The organism is Ruegeria sp. B32 (assembly GCF_025141855.1).
In the GTDB taxonomy this organism is placed as follows: domain Bacteria; phylum Pseudomonadota; class Alphaproteobacteria; order Rhodobacterales; family Rhodobacteraceae; genus Ruegeria; species Ruegeria arenilitoris.
In genome coordinates this window covers 677,514-695,928 of the sequence record NZ_CP081106.1, presented here as the reverse complement: position 1 = coordinate 695,928, position 18,415 = coordinate 677,514, and the positions used below count along the sequence as shown (strand labels likewise).

16 protein-coding genes are annotated in these 18,415 nt (G+C 60.7%); 7 read left to right on the top strand and 9 right to left on the bottom strand.

What is annotated here, in order from left to right; translation table 11 throughout:
- Positions 1-116 precede the first annotated feature (116 nt).
- Entirely contained in the window at positions 117-3,470 is a 3,354-nt protein-coding gene (gene carB / locus K3752_RS03645; protein ID WP_260065033.1) for a carbamoyl-phosphate synthase large subunit, read from the top strand.
- Between the two features lie 58 nt (positions 3,471-3,528).
- Here the strand turns inward: carB and K3752_RS03640 are convergent, their stop codons facing one another.
- From K3752_RS03640 to K3752_RS03630, 3 genes are read right to left on the bottom strand one after another with little or no spacing between them, the layout of a single operon-like run.
- A complete protein-coding gene (locus tag K3752_RS03640) occupies positions 3,529-6,576 on the bottom strand; it encodes an efflux RND transporter permease subunit (RefSeq protein WP_260065031.1) in 3,048 nt (1,015 codons plus the stop codon).
- Positions 6,577-6,587: 11 nt separating this feature from the next.
- Positions 6,588-7,625: an efflux RND transporter periplasmic adaptor subunit gene (locus K3752_RS03635; RefSeq protein ID WP_260065029.1), complete on the bottom strand. Its 1,038-nt coding sequence runs from the start codon at positions 7,623-7,625 to the stop codon at positions 6,588-6,590.
- A complete protein-coding gene (locus K3752_RS03630; protein WP_093964681.1) occupies positions 7,622-8,089 on the bottom strand; it encodes a MarR family winged helix-turn-helix transcriptional regulator in 468 nt (155 codons plus the stop codon). Before K3752_RS03630 ends, K3752_RS03635 begins: the two co-directional genes overlap by 4 nt.
- A gap of 166 nt (positions 8,090-8,255) precedes the next feature.
- Between K3752_RS03630 and K3752_RS03625 the strand changes: the two genes are divergently transcribed.
- Positions 8,256-9,380, top strand: a complete 1,125-nt coding sequence (locus tag K3752_RS03625; protein WP_260065027.1) for a beta-ketoacyl-ACP synthase III — start codon at positions 8,256-8,258, stop codon at positions 9,378-9,380.
- 192 nt (positions 9,381-9,572) lie between these two features.
- Positions 9,573-10,322 carry a hypothetical protein gene (locus K3752_RS03620; protein ID WP_260065025.1) on the top strand — a complete coding sequence of 250 codons (750 nt, stop codon included), beginning with the start codon at positions 9,573-9,575 and terminating at the stop codon, positions 10,320-10,322.
- Between the two features lie 92 nt (positions 10,323-10,414).
- Here K3752_RS03620 and K3752_RS03615 read toward each other — a convergent pair whose 3' ends face one another.
- Complete coding sequence (locus K3752_RS03615; RefSeq protein WP_093965032.1) at positions 10,415-10,876, bottom strand: hypothetical protein; 462 nt, start codon at positions 10,874-10,876, stop codon at positions 10,415-10,417.
- Between the two features lie 356 nt (positions 10,877-11,232).
- Between K3752_RS03615 and K3752_RS03610 the strand changes: the two genes are divergently transcribed.
- On the top strand, positions 11,233-11,811 hold the full coding sequence (locus K3752_RS03610; RefSeq protein ID WP_170340603.1) for a thymidine kinase: 579 nt from the start codon (positions 11,233-11,235) through the stop codon (positions 11,809-11,811).
- Here K3752_RS03610 and K3752_RS03605 read toward each other — a convergent pair.
- The 5 genes from K3752_RS03605 to K3752_RS03585 form a co-directional block, all read right to left on the bottom strand.
- Positions 11,808-12,758 carry a D-glycerate dehydrogenase gene (locus K3752_RS03605; protein WP_260065022.1) on the bottom strand — a complete coding sequence of 317 codons (951 nt, stop codon included), beginning with the start codon at positions 12,756-12,758 and terminating at the stop codon, positions 11,808-11,810. The two genes, K3752_RS03610 and K3752_RS03605, sit on opposite strands and share 4 nt — an antisense overlap.
- Positions 12,758-13,096 (bottom strand): tRNA-binding protein, encoded by a 339-nt coding sequence (locus K3752_RS03600; RefSeq protein ID WP_170357149.1) that lies wholly within the window; start codon positions 13,094-13,096, stop codon positions 12,758-12,760. The genes K3752_RS03605 and K3752_RS03600 overlap by 1 nt, the downstream gene beginning before the upstream one ends.
- Positions 13,089-13,904, bottom strand: coding sequence for a pyrroline-5-carboxylate reductase (gene proC / locus K3752_RS03595; RefSeq protein WP_260065020.1), 816 nt, complete (start codon positions 13,902-13,904; stop codon positions 13,089-13,091). The genes K3752_RS03600 and proC overlap by 8 nt, the downstream gene beginning before the upstream one ends.
- A 39-nt stretch (positions 13,905-13,943) precedes the next feature.
- Positions 13,944-14,444 (bottom strand): YbjN domain-containing protein, encoded by a 501-nt coding sequence (locus K3752_RS03590; RefSeq protein WP_260065018.1) that lies wholly within the window; start codon positions 14,442-14,444, stop codon positions 13,944-13,946.
- A gap of 322 nt (positions 14,445-14,766) precedes the next feature.
- Entirely contained in the window at positions 14,767-15,015 is a 249-nt protein-coding gene (locus K3752_RS03585) for an accessory factor UbiK family protein (protein ID WP_260065016.1), read from the bottom strand.
- Between the two features lie 97 nt (positions 15,016-15,112).
- Between K3752_RS03585 and lgt the strand changes: the two genes are divergently transcribed.
- From lgt to pgeF, 3 genes are read left to right on the top strand one after another with little or no spacing between them, the layout of a single operon-like run.
- Positions 15,113-16,000 (top strand): prolipoprotein diacylglyceryl transferase, encoded by an 888-nt coding sequence (gene lgt / locus K3752_RS03580; protein WP_170365472.1) that lies wholly within the window; start codon positions 15,113-15,115, stop codon positions 15,998-16,000.
- Positions 15,997-17,064, top strand: a complete 1,068-nt coding sequence (locus tag K3752_RS03575) for a class I SAM-dependent methyltransferase (protein WP_170367977.1) — start codon at positions 15,997-15,999, stop codon at positions 17,062-17,064. The genes lgt and K3752_RS03575 overlap by 4 nt, the downstream gene beginning before the upstream one ends.
- Positions 17,061-17,819: a peptidoglycan editing factor PgeF gene (pgeF, locus tag K3752_RS03570; RefSeq protein ID WP_170357144.1), complete on the top strand. Its 759-nt coding sequence runs from the start codon at positions 17,061-17,063 to the stop codon at positions 17,817-17,819. The genes K3752_RS03575 and pgeF overlap by 4 nt, the downstream gene beginning before the upstream one ends.
- The last annotated feature ends 596 nt before the right edge of the window (positions 17,820-18,415 follow it).

Below are 18,415 nucleotides of genomic sequence, written 5' to 3'. Positions count from 1 at the left end.
AATTTCGCTTCCGTTTCCGATCCCCCTTGCACCTTTTGCCCGGGTCCCTATAACGCACGACAATTTGGGCGCATGGGCGGCGCCCGCGACTCGTGCAAAATCGAAGGGGCCAGGCCATGCCGAAGAGAACCGACATCCAGTCGATCATGATCATCGGGGCGGGGCCCATTGTCATCGGGCAAGCCTGCGAGTTCGACTATTCCGGCGCCCAGGCCTGCAAGGCCCTGCGCGAGGAAGGGTATCGGGTCATCCTGGTGAACTCGAACCCCGCCACGATCATGACCGACCCCGAACTGGCCGACGCCACCTACATCGAACCGATCACGCCCGAGGTCGTCGCCAAGATCATCGAAAAGGAACGCCCTGACGCCCTGCTGCCCACGATGGGAGGTCAGACCGGCCTGAACACCTCCTTGGCGCTGGAGGAGATGGGCGTGCTGGAAAAATTCGGCGTCGAGATGATCGGCGCCAAGCGCGAGGCCATCGAAATGGCCGAAGACCGCAAGCTGTTCCGTGAGGCGATGGACCGCCTGGGTCTTGAAAACCCCAAGGCCACCATCGTCACCGCCCCCAAAAAAGCCGACGGTTCTGCCGATCTGGATGCCGGCGTGCAAATGGCCCTGGACGAGCTGGAAAGCATCGGCTTGCCCGCGATCATCCGCCCGGCCTTTACCTTGGGTGGCACCGGCGGCGGTGTGGCTTACAACCGTGAGGATTACATCCACTTTTGCCGCTCGGGCATGGATGCCTCGCCGGTGAACCAGATCCTCGTCGACGAAAGCCTTCTGGGCTGGAAAGAATATGAAATGGAGGTGGTGCGCGACACTGCCGACAACGCGATCATCGTCTGCTCGATCGAGAACGTCGATCCGATGGGCGTACATACCGGCGACTCGATCACCGTGGCCCCGGCGCTGACGCTGACCGACAAGGAATACCAGATCATGCGCAACGGCTCGATCGCCGTTCTGCGCGAGATCGGGGTCGAAACGGGCGGGTCGAACGTGCAATGGGCGATCAACCCGGCAGACGGCCGCATGGTCGTGATCGAGATGAACCCGCGTGTGTCGCGCTCGTCGGCGCTGGCATCGAAGGCGACAGGCTTCCCGATCGCCAAGATCGCCGCCAAGCTGGCGGTGGGCTACACGCTGGACGAGTTGGACAATGACATCACCAAGGTCACGCCTGCGTCTTTCGAACCGACCATCGACTATGTCGTCACCAAGATTCCGAAATTCGCTTTCGAGAAATTCCCCGGATCCGAGCCCTACCTGACCACCGCGATGAAATCGGTGGGCGAGGCGATGTCGATCGGTCGTACCATCCACGAATCGATGCAAAAGGCGCTGGCTTCGATGGAATCGGGCCTGACCGGGTTTGACGAAGTTGAAATTCCGGGCCTCAGCATCGGCCCATGGGATGCGGTCGAAAGCAGCGACGACAAGGCACATGTCATCAAGGCCATCAGTAAGCAGACACCCGACCGTTTGCGCACCATCGCGCAGGCGATGCGCCACGGTCTGACCGACGACGAAATTTTTGCCGTCACCAAGTTCGACCCGTGGTTCCTGGCCCGTATCCGCGAGATCATCGACGCGGAACGCACCGTCCGCAAGGACGGCCTGCCGATGACCGAGGACGGCCTGCGCCGGCTCAAGATGCTGGGCTTTACCGACGCGCGTCTGGGCAATCTGGCCGGCCGCGACGAGGCCAACGTGCGCCGCGCCCGCCACAATCTGGGCGTCACCGCCGTGTTCAAGCGGATCGACACCTGCGCCGCCGAGTTCGAGGCGCAGACGCCCTACATGTACTCGACCTACGAGGCCCCAACGATGGGCGAGGTAGAATGCGAGGCGCGCCCTAGCGACCGCAAGAAGGTCGTCATTCTGGGCGGCGGCCCCAACCGGATCGGCCAGGGGATCGAGTTCGACTATTGCTGCTGTCACGCCTGTTTCGCGCTGACCGACGCGGGCTATGAAACCATCATGGTCAACTGCAACCCCGAGACCGTTTCGACCGACTATGACACCTCGGACCGGCTGTATTTCGAGCCGCTGACCTTCGAGCATGTGATGGAGATCCTGCGGACCGAGCAGCAGAACGGCACCCTACACGGCGTGATCGTTCAGTTCGGTGGTCAGACCCCGCTGAAGCTGGCCAATGCGCTCGAGGCCGAAGGCATTCCGATCTTGGGCACCACGCCCGACGCGATCGACCTGGCCGAAGACCGCGAACGGTTCCAGGCACTGGTCAACGATCTGGGCCTGAAACAACCCAAGAACGGCATCGCTTCGACCGACGCGCAAGCGCTTGAGATTGCAGAAGAGATCGGGTTCCCGCTGGTGATCCGCCCGTCCTACGTGCTGGGCGGCCGCGCGATGGAGATCGTGCGCGACATGGATCAGCTGAAGCGCTACATCAACGAGGCCGTGGTGGTCTCGGGCGACAGCCCGGTGCTGCTGGACAGCTACTTGGCCGGGGCGGTCGAACTGGACGTGGACGCGCTGTGCGACGGCAAGGATGTCCATGTGGCCGGCATCATGCAGCATATCGAAGAGGCCGGCGTGCACTCGGGCGACTCGGCCTGTTCGCTGCCGCCCTATTCGCTGTCGAAAGAGATCATCGCCGAGATCAAGGACCAGACCTACAAGCTGGCCAAGGCACTGAACGTGGTCGGCCTGATGAATGTGCAGTTCGCGATCAAGGATGACGAGATCTACCTGATCGAGGTCAACCCGCGCGCCAGCCGCACCGTGCCCTTCGTGGCCAAGGCGACTGACAGCGCCATTGCCTCGATCGCTGCGCGGGTGATGGCGGGCGAGCCGCTGTCGAACTTCCCGCAGCGCCCGCCCTACAAGGAAGGTCAGGACACCAAGATCGCCGACCAGATGACCCTGGCCGACCCGGACATGCCCTGGTTCTCGGTGAAAGAGGCGGTGCTGCCCTTCGCCCGCTTCCCCGGCGTCGATACCATCCTCGGCCCCGAGATGCGCTCGACCGGCGAGGTCATGGGCTGGGACCGCGACTTCCCCCGCGCCTTCCTCAAGGCGCAGATGGGCGCGGGCATGGTGCTGCCGTCCAAGGGACGGGCTTTCATCTCGATCAAGGATGCCGACAAGGGTCCGGCGATGATCGAGGCTGCGCAGGTTCTGGTCGAGCAGGGATTCTCGCTGGTGGCCACCCGCGGAACACAGACATGGCTGGAGTCCAAGGGCGTGCCCTGTGATGTGGTCAACAAGGTCTACGAGGGCCGCCCCGATGTGGTGGACATGCTGAAGGACGGTCAGGTCCAGTTGGTCATGAACACCACCGAAGGCGCGCAGGCAGTTGAGGACAGCAAGGCCATCCGCTCGATCGCGCTCTATGACAAGATCCCCTACTACACCACGGCCGCGGCCAGCCACGCCGCCGCGCTGGCCATCAAGGCACAGGCTGAAGGGGATGTAGAGGTCAAATCGCTACAGGGTTGAAGCCCGCAGCGGACAAGCAAAAAGCCCCGGCCGTTCGCCGGGGCTTTTTTTCGTTAGATCATGCAGTCTGCGCCGCCAGCCTGCGCTGTTCTTCCCGAGAGAAGAAAAGCATGTAGAACACCGGCGCGGCGATCATGGTCAGGATCGTCGCGAAAGCCAGACCACCCATGATCGTCACTGCCATCGACACGAAGAACGCGTCGGTCAGCAACGGCGCCATCCCCAGGATCGTGGTGATCGCCGCCAGCATGACCGGGCGCAGACGCGAGACCGAGGCTTCGATGATCGCTTCGCGCAGAGGCTTGCCCGTGGCGCGGACAAGGTCGATTTCTTCGACCAGAACAATACCGTTCTTGATCAGCATCCCCGACAGGCTGAGAAGCCCGAGAAGCGCGGTGAAGGTAAATGGCAGGCCCGTGCCCAGCAGCCCGATCACCACGCCGTTCACGGACATCGGCACCAGCAGCCAGATGATGACCGGTTGCCGGATCGCGTTGAACAGCAGTACCGAGATCAGAACCATGATCAAAAGGCTCAGCGGCAACTGTTTGCCAAGGCTGGCTTGCGCTTTGCCGGAATCCTCGAACTCGCCGCCCCATTCCAGCTTGTAGCCCAGCGGCAGTTCCATGTCCTCGATCGCATCGCGAATCTCGGAATGAACCTGTGCCGCGGTCAGGCCGGCCGGGATGTCTGCGCCCACCGTGACGGTCAGAACGCGATCGCGCCGATGCACCAGTGTATTGAGCGCTTTGTACTGGAACCCGTCCACCATCTGCTCGATCGGCACGAATTTCTGTGACTGGTCCGAGTACACCACTTGATCCACGATCGAGTATTCTCCGTCCGCCGGGCGACGCAGGATAATCGGGATCAGGCGGTCCCTCTCGCGGAACACGCCGCCGGTGATGCCGTCTGTCGAGAATTGCAGGGTGGCGGCGATGTCTTCGCGGGTGACACCGGCCGTCTGCGCACGCTCAGTGGCATAGATCGGCTGGACCGCCAATTCCATTTCACGCCAGTCGTGATGCACGTCCAGCGCATTTGGCGATGCAGCCGACATGCGCCGCACCGCCTCGTCGGCCAGTTGCCGCAGGACGACCGGATCGCTGCCCGAGAACCGCGCCTCGATCGGGGTACCGCCGCCGGGGCCGAACACCAGACGCTTGGTCCGGAATTCGCCTTCGGGGAATTGGGTTTCACCAAAGGCCTCCAGATCAGCACGCAGGACGGGAATGTCCTCGAGCGTTTCGGTCCGGATGATCATATGCCCATAGCTTGGGTTGGGCTTCTCGGCCGAATAGGTCAACATGAACCGCGTCGCGCCCTGCCCCACAAACGTGGTGACCGAGACGACATCATCCCGCTGGGCCAGCCAGTCTTCGAAGACTTGCATATCGGCACTCGTCCGCGCGATCGGTGTCCCCTGCGGCAGCTTGTAGTGAACAAAGAACAGCGGCGTGTTGGAGTCCGGGAAAAACTGCTGTTTCACCATCGCGAAGCCGGCATAGCAGACCACGGTGATCCCGACCAAACCGGCCACTACCAGCCACCGGAACCGCAATGCCCAGCGCAGGATCGCCCCGTAGGTTCGGAACAGGATGCCGCTATAAGCGTCGACATCCACGTCCTTGCCCTGTTTGAAGAAATAATGCCCCAACAACGGTGTTGCTGTGATGGCCAGCACCCAGCTCAGCAGCAACGAGATCGCGATCACCGCAAACAATGAGAACAGGAATTCGCCCGTCGCATCCGGGCTGAGCCCAATCCCAGCAAAGGCCATGATTCCAATGACCGTGGCCCCCAGAAGGGGGATCTGGGTCTTGGACGCGGCCTCGTCGGCAGCATCGCGCGAATTTTTTCCCTTGAGCATGGAGATCTGCATCCCCTCGGCCACCACGATGGCATTGTCGACCAGCATCCCCATAGCAATGATCAGCGCGCCCAGCGAAATGCGCTCCATCTCGATGGAAAACAGCGCCATGAACAGCAGGGTCCCGACAACGGTCAACAAAAGGGTCGAGCCCACAACGACCGCCGCGCGCCAACCCATGAATATTCCAAGCACCGCCACCACGATGGCAACCGACATGGCCAGGTTCACTAGAAAATCATTCGAAGCCTGCTCGACCACGACGTGCTGCTGGTAGATCGGCAATACATCGACGCCCGCGGGAATTTCCACATCCAGTTCGGCCAGCTTGGCGTCGACGCGCTTTCCGACCTCCACGATGTTTTCCGTCGATAGGCCGGCAATACCCAGGGTGAAGGCTTCGACGCCGTTGAACCGGATCATGATGTCAGGATCGGTCTGGCGGGCCCGGTAGACATCGGCCATGTCAAAGAGGTTGATCACTTGCCCCTGAGAGCCAACCGACAGCCCTGCGATCTCGGACACGCTGTCCGATCCATCCGCCGTCAGGATCGTGGTGCGATCGTCGTCTGACCGAAGCGTCCCTGACGACTGAACCGAATTGGCGTTCGCGATTGCTTCGTTGATCGACTGCAACGGCACATTCTGGTTGACCGAAATGGCCAGGTCCGGCTCGATGAAAATGGCTTCGTCCGGCAAGCCCTGCACTTCAACGTCCGCAACGCCCTCAACGGTCAGCAACTCGCGCCGCAAGAAGGTCGACAATTCGTGCTTTTCGGCGTCGCTGAACCCGTCCGCGGTGACCGCATAGAAAAGACCGAACACGTCACCGAACCCGTCATTCACATAGGGCTGGCTGACACCGGACGGCAATCCACGGGCCGCATCCCGGACCTTGGCGCGGAGTCGGGTCCAGATATCCGGCAATTCGCTGCCATCGTAGGTGGACTTGATCTCGACTTCGATCAGCGATTGACCGGGACGGTTGACCGAGGTGATGACATCGACCTCGCCCATCTGCTGGATGGCAGATTCCAAAGGCTCCGAGACCTCCTCGGCCACCTGTTCAGCCGTCGCACCGGGATACGTGGTCAACACTACGGCGTTCTTGATGGTAAAGGCCGGATCTTCGAGCCGCCCGAGCGACGAAAATCCCCAGATCCCACCCAGCAAGGCGATCAGGATCACCAGCCACGTATAGATCGGCCTGTCGATCGAGGCGCGTGCGATATTCATCATCGCCCCCTTCAGTTCGCAAAGCCGGCAAAGCGGCGCACGGTCTGCCCATCGGTTAGAACGGACCCGCCGGCCACCACGATTTCGTCGCCGTCCGACAATCCGGTCAGAACCCGGACGTCTCCTGTCTGGGTTGGTTCGATGGTCACGGGAACACGCCGTACGGTGCCGGCATCCGCACCGACCGGCGAAAAGACCATGACGCCCAGATTGCCCTCGGCGTCGGCGACAATCGCGGTCGGAGGAACGATGATGCCAGTGCGTTTGTCATCGACCTGGACATTGACGGTTACCGATGATCCGGGCAGCACCCGCAAGTCTTCCGGCGGCGTGAGGCCGAACTGAATCCGGAACGTCTGGCCGACGCTCGAAGTTTCGGCGTCGAATTCGCGGATTTCCAACGGGAAGACCTCGTCACTTGCGGGGAATTTTGCCGTGATCGAAATGCCATCTTCCTGGCTGGTCCTCTGGAACAGGATTTCGGGCACATCGACCTCGATCCTCAATTCGGACAGATCGTGGATCCGGACGATCGGCGTTCCTGCGGCCACGGTGGTGAAGTTCTCGACCTCACGCCGCGATACCAGCGCATCGAACGGCGCGGTCAGGGTCGTGTGCTCGAGGTTGTACTCGGCGTCACGTACCGCGATCGCGGCCAGTTGGGCGGCGGTTTCAGCGTCATCGACAGCGACCTGACTTGCAGTCGTCCCCCGCAGGCGCGACAGGCGGGCCACGGTGCGGTCAGCCTGATCCTTCTGAAGACGCGCACGTTCCAGTGCCAGTTCGAACGGCTCTTGGTCCAGCTTTGCAATCAGGCTGCCCTTGGGCACCTGGAACCCTTCGTTGACGGGAAGTTCCACGATCTGTCCGGCGACCTGAAACGCCAGATCGACAGTCTGCCGCGCGGCCACGCGCCCGAAGAACTGGCGTGAAAATCCGGGAGCGGTCTCATGCACCACCATAAGTTTCACAGGCTTGGTGTCGTCTTGCGCCGCAAGCGGTGCGGCCAGTACGGCAAGGGCAAGGCCCAGCGAAGTCAGCAGCTTCATTTCGTCAATCCCTCGGGTATTCCCGTTTTCAGAATGTTGTCCCGGATCTTGCGGGCAAGCCGGGCAAATTGAGCGGTTTCCTCGTCATCCAACCCGGAGGCACGGTGAAACAGCTCACCGGCGGTGGTGACCAGCATGTTGCGGGCTTCGGCACCTTTATCGGTCAGCACCAGCAACCACGCACGGCGATCATCGGGATCCTGCTGACGGGTCAGATAACCGGCCGCCTCAAGCGCATCGGCGGTGGCCGTGATGGTCGACGGCACGGTCAGCATGTCGGCTGCCAACACTCCCATCCGCTTGGGCTGATCCAACTTGATCAACATGTGGCATTCCTGATGGCTGAGATCGGTATCGATGCAGCCGAAACTCTCTTCCAGTTTCCAGTACAGCGCATAGACGCCCATCATCGCTTGGATCTCAGGGGTCAGTCGGGCCAGCCGTTCACTGATGTCTTTGGTCATGGATGCTCTCCGTGCGAGTCGAGCGGTGATATACTTCGGATTCCGAACTATTCAAGATGTGAAGTTGAATTTGCGCAAACCTATGCCGTTCCCTTGGGTCAACATCTCTTGATCTGGGGGCGCTGTGACTGCATTTTGGGCGAATCCGAAACATTCAGGACCCGACATGTACACGCCCGCAATCACCGGTACCGGGGTTTTCACGCCCGAAAACGTCATCACCAATGCCGAGCTGGTCAAAGCCTTCAACGCCTATGCCGACAAGATGAATGCTGCCAACGCCGATGCCATCGCCGCGGGCGAGATGGAGCCGATGCAGCACTCCTCGGAAGAGTTCATCGTCAAGGCCTCGGGCATCGAGAACCGCTACGTCATGGACAAGACCGGCGTGCTGGACCCGGACGTGATGCATCCCCTGCTGCGCCAGCGCAGCGATGACGAGCCGGGCATTATGACCGAGATGGCGCTGGACGCCTGCAACAAGGCGCTGGCTCAGGCAGGTCGGACGGCGGCGGATGTCGATCTGGTGATCTGTGCCGCGTCGAACCATGAACGCGGCTATCCCGCCATTGCGGTCGAAATCCAGAACGCGTTGGGCATCACTGGTTTTGGGTTCGACATGAACGTGGCCTGTTCTTCGGCGACGTTCGGCATTCAGGCCGCGGCCGACATGATCCGGTCGGGGTCCGTACGGGCGGCGCTGGTGGTCAACCCCGAGATTTGCTCGGGGCACCTGGAATGGCGCGACCGGGATTGCCACTTTATCTTCGGTGACGTGGCCACCGCCACGCTGATCGAGCGGATCGAGGATGCAAAGGGCCCGCATTTCGAAATCCTGTCGACCCGCTGCGCAACCGAGTTTTCGAACAACATCCGCAACAACAACGGTTTTCTGCGGCGCACGCGCCCAGATGGTTTGACCGACCGCCGCGACATGCAGTTCATGCAGAACGGGCGCAAGGTGTTCAAAGAAGTGCTGCCGATGGTCAGCAAACACATCAGCGACCACATGGATTCCGAAGGGATCGAAAGCGGCGATCTCAAGCGGCTGTGGCTGCACCAGGCCAACAAGACGATGAATGATTTCATCGGCAAAAAGGTCTTGGGCCGAGAGCCGGAGCCGGGCGAACAGCCCAACATCCTGCAGGACTATGCCAATACATCGTCAGCCGGGTCGATCATCGCCTTTTCCAAATATTCAGACGATCTTCAGGATGGCGATGTCGGTCTGATCTGCTCGTTCGGTGCTGGATATTCGGTGGGGTCCGTCATCGTCAAACGCCACGCCTGATACGCCGGCGCCGCCAGTCCAAGTCCGGCGCAACAAGCGATAACCTCGAATATTTCGCCCGCGCAGGCGGACTGTTTTTGTATTCCTGAACACTTCTTCAGAATTGATACAGCGCAGCTTAACCCGCGGCCTCCATCTGGAAGGCAATGCAATTCCGCATGTCAGGTGACGCTAGGTTAAGAAAGGTGCGCCATGTTCAAGAGTTCTAAGTCAGGAATGGCGGCCTGGGTTGTCGCCCCGTTTTTGGGGGTTGCTGCAGCCAGCGCGGCCATGGCCGAGCCCCAGGTCTGCAACGCCAACACAGCACGGATCGCGGCCAACACTGGTGACTATGCGGCCCTTTGCGGCTGTTCGCAGGTTACGCCCAGTTTCCTCTCGCATCTGCAACAACGGGCAGATTTCGGGTCGGTTCTTGCCAATACCTCGCAGCAATGTCCGGGGCTGGCCAATCTGCTGAGCGATTTGCCGACCGGATCGATTTCCAACGCCACCAGCTTTGACGGCCGCGAAAACGACCCCAGCGGGTTTCAACCCGCATCCAGCACCGGCCCATCCGCCGGCGGCGGATCAGGGTCGGGCGGCGGAAACAGCGGCCCCGGCAATGGCGGGGGGAATGATGACCCCGGTGATGGCGGATCCGACGATCCGGGCAACGGCGGCGGGAATGATGATCCCGGCAATGGCGGAGGCAAGCCTGGCGATGGCGGTGGCAAACCCGGCAAGGGTGGAGACAAACCCGGCAAGGGCGGGGGCAAGCCCGGCCATGGTGACGGCAAGCCCGGCAAGGGTGGCGGTCACGGCGGCGGTAAAGGCAACAACGGTGACGGGAAAGGCGGTGGCAAGGGCAACAACGGCGGCGGCAAAGGCAACAACGGGGGCGGAAATGGGCCCGAAGGTTCAAGCCCCGGACGCGGAAACAACGCCAACAACGACGAAAACTGACAATGACTAAGAGCTACTTCAGTTCAGCTTGAAGAAGGCGATGCGCACATCGCCTTTTTCACCGCCCCTTGACGGCTTGCCGGAAAACTAATTCAGCTGACGCTTTCCTCTTCGAGGTGCAATTTCATCTCGATCAGAACCTGTTGCAGCAACGAGGTTTCTTTCAGCAGACGCTTGGCTTCGTTGACGGTAATGATGCCATCCTCGATTGCGGCCTGGTATTCGGTCATCAGCATCGCGAACCGCTGGCTCAGTGCGATCACGTCCGAATTGACGCCCCCGGTGCGCGTACCGGTCGAATTGCGCTCATCATAGGACAAGGTGATGTTCTTCAGGTCCGCCAGGGCCGAGGTCACATGCGGGTAGCTGGCCGCGTTTTCCAAACGTGCAACCGCATCTACCGGCATGAACCGGTCACTGTGCTCGGGATTGTCGGAGTAATACCGGCCTAATGTGGCCTTGGATTTCCCTGTGATCTCGCATGCTGCTTCAATCCCCACGTCCTTGACCAAAGCTTCGGTGTGCTTTTTCAGATAGGCCCCGATATCTGCCATTTTTGTACCTTTGTTCGCTGCGCCCTCTTGCCCGGCTGTCCGCACCGGGGAAAGGGAGGGGAAATTTCCCATACTCGAGTCATAATTGAAATGTCATATGTTGGCTATCCCTCAGATATGCGGGGGTTTTGTGAGTGAGTGGCGGCAGTTTATGCCGGTAAAGAGTGTTTGTGGGGCAGTATTTCAGGCCCTGCGCTGTTTCGGCCATTTCGTGGCCGGCGGTGTCGCTGTTGCGGAAGCGGGGTTATCCATCCCCAAGAGCATCTGCTCGGCCTCTGCGACTGCAATGGCGGCGTCGATTTCTTTCGGGACATTGACGACTTGCTCGCGCTGCGTGAGCCGATTAGACCCAGCCCATGGCCAAGCTGTACTTTAACTACTCAACCATGAACGCAGGCAAGTCCACGGTGCTGCTTCAGGCGTCGCACAACTATCGCGAGCGCGGCATGGACACCTATCTGATGACCGCAGCCATTGATGGGCGCGCGGGCCAGGGGCGCATCGCATCGCGGATCGGAATCTCGGAACAGGCAGATACGTTCACTCCCCACGACGATGTGTTCGCGATGATCCAAGACCGTCTTGATCAGGGGAAAGTGGCCTGTGTTTTTGTGGACGAGGCGCAGTTCCTGACCGAAGAACAGGTCTGGCAATTGGCTCATGCGGTGGATGACCTGAAAGTACCGGTTCTGGCCTACGGGTTGCGGGTGGATTTTCAGGGCAAGCTGTTTCCAGGATCAGCGGCTCTGCTGGCGCTGGCCGATGAAATGCGTGAGGTCCGCACCATCTGCAGATGCGGGCGAAAGGCCACGATGGTGATCCGTCAGGACGAAAACGGCAAAACCATCACCCAAGGCGCGCAGGTGCAGATTGGCGGAAACGAGACCTATGTTTCACTCTGCCGGAAACACTGGCGCGAGGCCGTGGGCAGTTAGACCAGATTTGGCAGCGGTCGCCCGGCGACAAAAGCCGCCACATTGTCCAATGCCATGTGCCCCATATCCGTGCGCACTTCCTCGGTCGCGGTGCCCAGATGCGGCAGCAGGGTGACATTCTCCATCTCGCGGAACGCCTGCGGCACGGCGGGTTCAAACTCGTAGACATCCAGCCCGGCCCCGGCGATCTGGCCGTTTTTCAGTGCATGGATCAGTGCAGCTTCGTCCACGACTTCTCCGCGAGCGATGTTGACCAGAATGGCCGACGGCCGCATAGCTGAAAGAACCGAAGCGTCTATGAGGTGGAAGGTGTCAACGCCACCGGGGACGGCGACGACCAGAAAATCGACCACAGCAGCCAGGGCCGCCAAGTCGGGAACGAACTCGGCAGGGAAATCCAGATCCTTGGGCGTGCGGGACTGATAGCTGACCTGCATCCCGAATCCGAAGTGACAGCGCCGGGCAATGGCTTGCCCGATCCGTCCCATTCCGATGATTCCGACCCGTTTTCCGGTGACGTGCTGTCCCAGCATCTGGGTCGGGTGCCAGCCCTGCCAATTGCCGGACCGGACCAGCCGTTCACCCTCGCCCGCGCGGCGGGACGTTGCCAGCAGCAGAGTCATGGCAATGTCCGCCGTTGCATCCGTGACCGCCCCTGGTGTGTTGGTCACGCGAACACCAGCAGCCTGCGCTGCCGCCACATCAATGTGATTGAAACCCACCCCAAAATTGGCCAGCAGTTTGCACCGCGGAGCCGTGACCATTTCAAAGACATCGGCCGAAAAGACATCACCCAAAGTCGGAACGACCACGTCGTAGTCCCGCAATGCGCGCGCCATCTCATCAATGCTGAGCGGTGCGTTGCTATCTCGGATATCGACGTCGAACTCATCCCGCGCGCGGGCCGTGACCGCGGGGGTCATCGGTCGGGTGATCAACAGCTTCATCAGTGCATCCGCCCGCCCACGGGAACTTTGCCATCAGGACCGATCAAAACAATCTCGCCCGATTCGTCCGGCAGACCCAGAACAAGAACCTCGGACATGAACCGCCCGATCTGACGCGGCGGGAAATTGACCACGGCCAGCACATGTTTGCCGACAAGGGATTCGGGCGTGTAATGCGCGGTAACCTGCGCCGAGGTCTTGCGCTCGCCGATCTCGTCGCCGAAGTCGATCCACATTTTGATCGCGGGCTTGCGGGCCTCGGGATAGGGTTCGGCCCGGATGACCTCTCCTACGCGAATGTCGACCTTGAGGAAGTCGTCGAAGGATATTTCACTCACCGGACAGCTCCTTGGATCGATCGGTTGCCGCCTTTACGGCACGGTGCAACAGGTTTGGAAACCCTTCCTGTTCATGCATCAGGACTTCCAGCGCTGCCTGCGTCGTGCCGTTGGGTGACGTGACATTGATGCGCAATTGCGAGGGATCTTCCTCGGACGCCATCGCCAGAGCCCCTGCCCCGGCGACCGTCGCCTTGGCCAGGCGCATGGCCAGAGCATGCGGAAGGCCTTGCGCCTCACCGGCGGCAGCTAGCGTTTCAATCAAATGAAAGACATAGGCCGGGCCCGAGCCGCTGAGACCGGTGACCGCGTCCATCTGCGCCTCATCCTGCAGGCGCACGGTATCACCGATGGCCGACAGCAGATCTTCGGCCAGGGTCATGTCGGAGCCCGACGTGCCGGCATTTCCAATCAGCGCTGTAATGCCCTGCCGGATCGCAGCGGGTGTGTTCGGCATGGCCCGAATGATCGGAGTACCAGCACCCAGAACACGCTCGAATGTGGCGATGGAAGTTCCAGCGGCGACCGAGATGAACAGGGTTTCGCCTGCCCCCAACGCCTGAATTGCCGGCAGTGCCTCGCCCATCATCTGAGGTTTGACGGCAACCAACACGACGGCAGGTCTTTCAGGAAGTGGGGTGTTGATATTGACCCCTTGCGCCCTTAGCCAGTCGGAAGGGTTCGGGTCGATCACCCATACAGATGCGACAGGCAGGCCATGTTCCAGCCAGCCGGCCAACATGGCCGACCCCATCTTTCCGCATCCCAGAAGCACCACCCCCTGATCCGCGACGCGTGACATGTCCATGATTGCCCCTCCCCTGCTTTTGCGGTTTGGGGCAAAGCTTTACGCGCGGCCGTAAGCCTCTGCAATGGCGACTTGCATCGCATCCTCGGGCGTACGGTTGCCCCAGGTTACCAACTGGATCGCAGGATAGTAACGCTCGGCGCTCAGGACCGCGGCGGTGATCATCGTGTCGATCTGTTCGGGGCTGGCCGATTGCCCGCCGCTCAGCACCAGGCCGTAGCGGTAGACCATCAGCTTCTGATTGCCCCAGTAGGTGAAGGCGCCGGCCCAGCACTGGTCGTTCATGCGGTTGAGCAATTCATAGAGATCGGAAACCCGGTCCTCGGGCGGCTCCATCTCGAACGAGCAGACCATCCGCAGAGTCTCGTCATAGTTGGACCAGGCCAGCGTGATCGAGTAGGTGCGCCACTGTCCTTCGACCGCCATGGCGATCTGGTCGTCTCCGATCCGGTCGAAATCCCAATCGTGGTGTTCAGCCAGATGTTCGACAATATCAATCGGATGAATGTCTTCTTCGAAAAACTGCTCGGAAAGTGCCATGGTGCCACCTCACTTAATACCTAGCATTTCGGGGCTGGCAGCGCCCCAGCGCTAGTTGCCTGCTCTACAAGCCGGGCTTCCCCCATAGGCCTGTACTAAATATGGTGCGCTGTGGCTGGGACTCTGGCAACCCCCATTCTTGGGGATAACAGCAATAAGTTGTGGACAGCTGGCAACGGCCACCAAAATATTGGCGCACCCTGCAGCTTTGCCTTGATTTATTTTTGCAATGCGGCGAGACTCCCCACACTGCGAAGCCCAGTGCGGGTTGAGCGGTGTAGGGTCTTGCCAAAAATTCTGAAATGCCGATCTGCGGCTGAGCTTATTTGTCCCGCTTGGCTTCAAGCGCGGCGATCCGCGCTTGAAGCGCCGCGTTTTCTTCTCGCGCTTTCTGGGCCATCGCGCGGACGGCATCGAACTCTTCACGCGTGACAAAGTCGCGATCCGCCAGCCAGCGGTCGACCAAGGACTTCATCGCCGTTTCAGCCTCTTCCCGCGCACCCTGCGCCACGCCCATTGCGTTGGTCATCAACTGGGACATATCGTCCAGAAACTTGTTGCGGGTTTGCATGTGTCTACTCCGGAATCGCGAATGGCTTCTATATGGGGGATGCAGAGCCCAGTCTCAAGGTTGACTTGGTCAGCCAACCCCGGGCAATGAGACGCACATGCAAGCTGTTTTGAATTTCCCCGATCTGTCGCCCGAGCTGTTCTCGATTTCCGCCTTCGGAATCGAGTTCGCGCTGCGGTGGTATGCACTGGCCTATATCGCGGGCATCCTGATCGCGTGGCGCATGGCAGTGATGGCGGTGCGCCGTCCCGCTTTGTGGCCGGATCAATCCCCGCCCCTGAGACCGGACCAGTTGGAGGACCTGATCACCTGGATCATCCTAGGGGTCATCATCGGCGGGCGATTGGGCTTTGTTCTGTTCTATCAGCCCGAATACTACCTGTCCCACCCGCTTGAGATCCTTAAGGTCTGGCAGGGTGGCATGTCCTTTCACGGCGGCCTTCTGGGTGTGGTGATCGCATCGCTGGTCTTCGCGCGACGCAATTCGGCCCCCTTGCTTTCGCTGGCCGACCTGATCGCCCATACGGTCCCCCCCGGCCTGTTGCTTGGCCGTTTGGCCAATTTCGTCAATGCCGAGCTGTGGGGCCGACCCAGCGAACTGCCCTGGGCGGTGATCTTTCCCGGCGCGGCAGCTCAGGATTGCGCAAATGTCGCTGCCGGACTTTGCGCCCGCCACCCGTCGCAGTTGTACGAGGCTGCACTGGAAGGCGTGCTGTTGGGCCTGCTTTTGTTGTGGCTGGTGTATAGGCGCGGCGCATTTCATTGGCCCGGCCGCATCATGGGCGTATTTCTGGCGGGCTATGGCGCTTCGCGCTTCATCGTCGAGTTCTTTCGTCAACCCGATGCGCAATTCGTTTCGGCCGGAAACCCGCTTGGACTTGCGTGGCAAGTGGGCGGGTACGGCCTGACGATGGGCCAGATCCTATCTGTACCGATGATCGCCGTCGGCTTGTGGTTCGCCCTACGGGCACGGCGGGCGGCATGAGCCTGCTTGGCCACCTGACCGACCGCATCCGGCAAGACGGGCCGATGAGCGTGGCGGACTACATGGCCGAATGTCTTCTGCATCCAACGCACGGCTACTACACCACTCGCGACCCATTGGGCACACATGGAGACTTTGTCACCGCTCCGGAAATCAGCCAGATGTTCGGCGAAGTGATTGGTCTTTGTCTCGCGCAGGGCTGGATTGATCAAGGCAGACCCGGCCGGTTTGCGCTCGCCGAGCTAGGCCCAGGGCGCGGAACACTCATGGCCGATATTCTGCGGGCTACCCGGGGCGTGCCCGGGTTTCACGACGCCGCGCAGGTGGTATTGCTCGAAGCCTCGCCCGTTCTGCGCGGACTTCAAGCCGAGGCCCTGGATGCGCACGCACCGAACTGGATCGTTTCGGTGGGCGATCTCCCAGAGCTTCCGCTATTTCTTGTGGCCAACGAATTTTTCGACGCTTTGCCCATCCGCCAGTTTCTGCGCGACGGCGACGGTTGGTGCGAACGTCTTGTGGGCCTGCAGGGCGATCAGCTGGCATTCGGCCTTGGCCCGAGGGCGACGCAAGCGGCCTTGGCGACGCGCCTCGAGGATACACGGGACGGTGATCTGGTCGAGCTGTGCGCGGCGGCGGTTCCCATCGTGACCGAAACGGCCCGCATCATCCGTAGCCACGGTGGTATGGCTCTCGTCATCGACTATGGCGACTGGCGTTCGCTGGGCGACACGTTGCAGGCCGTCAAGGGGCACGAATACGTCGACCCGCTCGCCACACCGGGTCAGGCCGACCTGACTGCACATGTGGATTTCGAAACGCTGGCATTGGCGGCGGGCGCGACGGGCTGCGCCCATACGCGGCTGACGCCTCAGGGTGTGTTTCTTGAGCGTCTGGGCATCACCCAACGCGCACAATCTCTGGCCGGCGCGTTGACCGGATCAAAACTGGAAACGCTGGTTCGGGCACATCGGCGGTTGACGCACCCAGAGGAAATGGGAAACCTGTTCAAGGTGCTGGGCCTCTACCCGAAAACTGCGATGCCACCATCGGGACTTGGGACATGACTCTGGAAATTCTGACCTCGGATTTGCTGTCACCGATTCGACACGGGTTCTTCAGTCGCAAGGGCGGCGCCTCGTCCGGTATCTTCAGCGGGCTGAATTGTGGCACGGGCTCGTCCGACCTGAGCGAGGCGGTCGCGCTGAACCGAAGCAGAGTGGCCGAGGCCATGGGCGTCAAACTGGATGCATTGGTCGGCGTGCATCAGGTACATTCCCCACACGTGATCACCGTCGACAAGCCGATTGCAGGCGAGAAGCCAAGGGCCGATGCAATCGTTACCGCAACGCCGGGCCTCGCGCTGACGATCCTGACGGCAGACTGCCAGCCGGTACTGTTTGCGGATCCTCAAGCTAAAGTGATCGGGGCGGCACATGCGGGATGGCGCGGTGCTCTGGACGGTGTCCTTGAGGCGACGCTGGACGCCATGGAGGCGCTGGGTGCGCACCGCAAAAACATCATCGCCGTCATCGGCCCGACGATCTCGCAGCGCGCCTACGAGGTTGGCCCGGAGTTTCTGGAAGACTTCCTTTTGGAAAGCCAGGACAACGCGCGTTTCTTTGCAAATGGGCAAGGCGACCGGATGCATTTCGACCTGCCGGCCTTTGGCCTTCACAAGCTGCGTCAGGCTGGCGTCGGGCAAGCAGAATGGACGCGGCATTGCACCTATTCGGATCCCGACAAGTTCTATTCCTACCGGCGCGCGACCCACGCCGGCGAGGCGGATTACGGCCGCCTGATTTCCGCCATACGATTGTAAAGATCGACCGAATTAAGGCGAAAGCGCCACTTTTCCGCCACATTTATTGTGTCTATCTGTCATCAGAATCGTTGTTAATTTTTGCCAGTGCTCAGATGGTTATCCGTTCTCCGAACGTCTGATTTCTGGCATCCGAACTCAGGGGGTGCCGCAAGACTTCATCATTGTCCTCAATTGATCCCGGAACAGCCACATCGCTGCCGCAAAGACGCGTCACATTGGCTTTACAAAGGGAAAAGGGCTTAGGCCCGAACTTCGAGCAGGACATGAATATGAAGTTGAAATCTCGCTTTCTTCGCGCCGTTGTCGCGGCCACCAGGGACCAACAACCGGAAATGCCCTGGAAGCGGGTTTCCAGTCACTCTGCAAGGGTCGTGCGCCGGTTGGCCGCGCGACGCTGATACGAAATCCCTCTGGGGCCAGCTGCCGGCCTCAACAGGGCAAGACGCGCACCGGAAGCTGCTCTGGGCCGGTGCGTGAACCGAGGCTGGTATTCGCAGCCGACGTTTTTCAGGGCGTTTGTGTGCGGACAATTACGTTCGCAGTGTACGAGTTTGTCTGGGGGGTCATTGTGTTGACCAAACGAATGCGAAATC

Bases quoted from the DNA above. Each gene is read 5' to 3' on its own strand.
- K3752_RS03620 (WP_260065025.1), top strand. From the start codon at position 9,573: ATGTTCAAGAGTTCTAAGTCAGGAATGGCGGCCTGGGTTGTCGCCCCG.
- carB (WP_260065033.1), top strand. From the start codon at position 117: ATGCCGAAGAGAACCGACATCCAGTCGATCATGATCATCGGGGCGGGG.
- K3752_RS03585 (WP_260065016.1), bottom strand. From the start codon at position 15,015: ATGCAAACCCGCAACAAGTTTCTGGACGATATGTCCCAGTTGATGACC.
- K3752_RS03615 (WP_093965032.1), bottom strand. From the start codon at position 10,876: ATGGCAGATATCGGGGCCTATCTGAAAAAGCACACCGAAGCTTTGGTC.
- lgt (WP_170365472.1), top strand. From the start codon at position 15,113: ATGCAAGCTGTTTTGAATTTCCCCGATCTGTCGCCCGAGCTGTTCTCG.
- pgeF (WP_170357144.1), top strand. From the start codon at position 17,061: ATGACTCTGGAAATTCTGACCTCGGATTTGCTGTCACCGATTCGACAC.
- K3752_RS03610 (WP_170340603.1), top strand. From the start codon at position 11,233: ATGGCCAAGCTGTACTTTAACTACTCAACCATGAACGCAGGCAAGTCC.
- K3752_RS03575 (WP_170367977.1), top strand. From the start codon at position 15,997: ATGAGCCTGCTTGGCCACCTGACCGACCGCATCCGGCAAGACGGGCCG.
- K3752_RS03590 (WP_260065018.1), bottom strand. From the start codon at position 14,444: ATGGCACTTTCCGAGCAGTTTTTCGAAGAAGACATTCATCCGATTGAT.
- K3752_RS03625 (WP_260065027.1), top strand. From the start codon at position 8,256: ATGTACACGCCCGCAATCACCGGTACCGGGGTTTTCACGCCCGAAAAC.
- K3752_RS03635 (WP_260065029.1), bottom strand. From the start codon at position 7,625: ATGAAGCTGCTGACTTCGCTGGGCCTTGCCCTTGCCGTACTGGCCGCA.
- proC (WP_260065020.1), bottom strand. From the start codon at position 13,904: ATGGACATGTCACGCGTCGCGGATCAGGGGGTGGTGCTTCTGGGATGC.
- K3752_RS03630 (WP_093964681.1), bottom strand. From the start codon at position 8,089: ATGACCAAAGACATCAGTGAACGGCTGGCCCGACTGACCCCTGAGATC.
- K3752_RS03605 (WP_260065022.1), bottom strand. From the start codon at position 12,758: ATGAAGCTGTTGATCACCCGACCGATGACCCCCGCGGTCACGGCCCGC.
- K3752_RS03640 (WP_260065031.1), bottom strand. From the start codon at position 6,576: ATGAATATCGCACGCGCCTCGATCGACAGGCCGATCTATACGTGGCTG.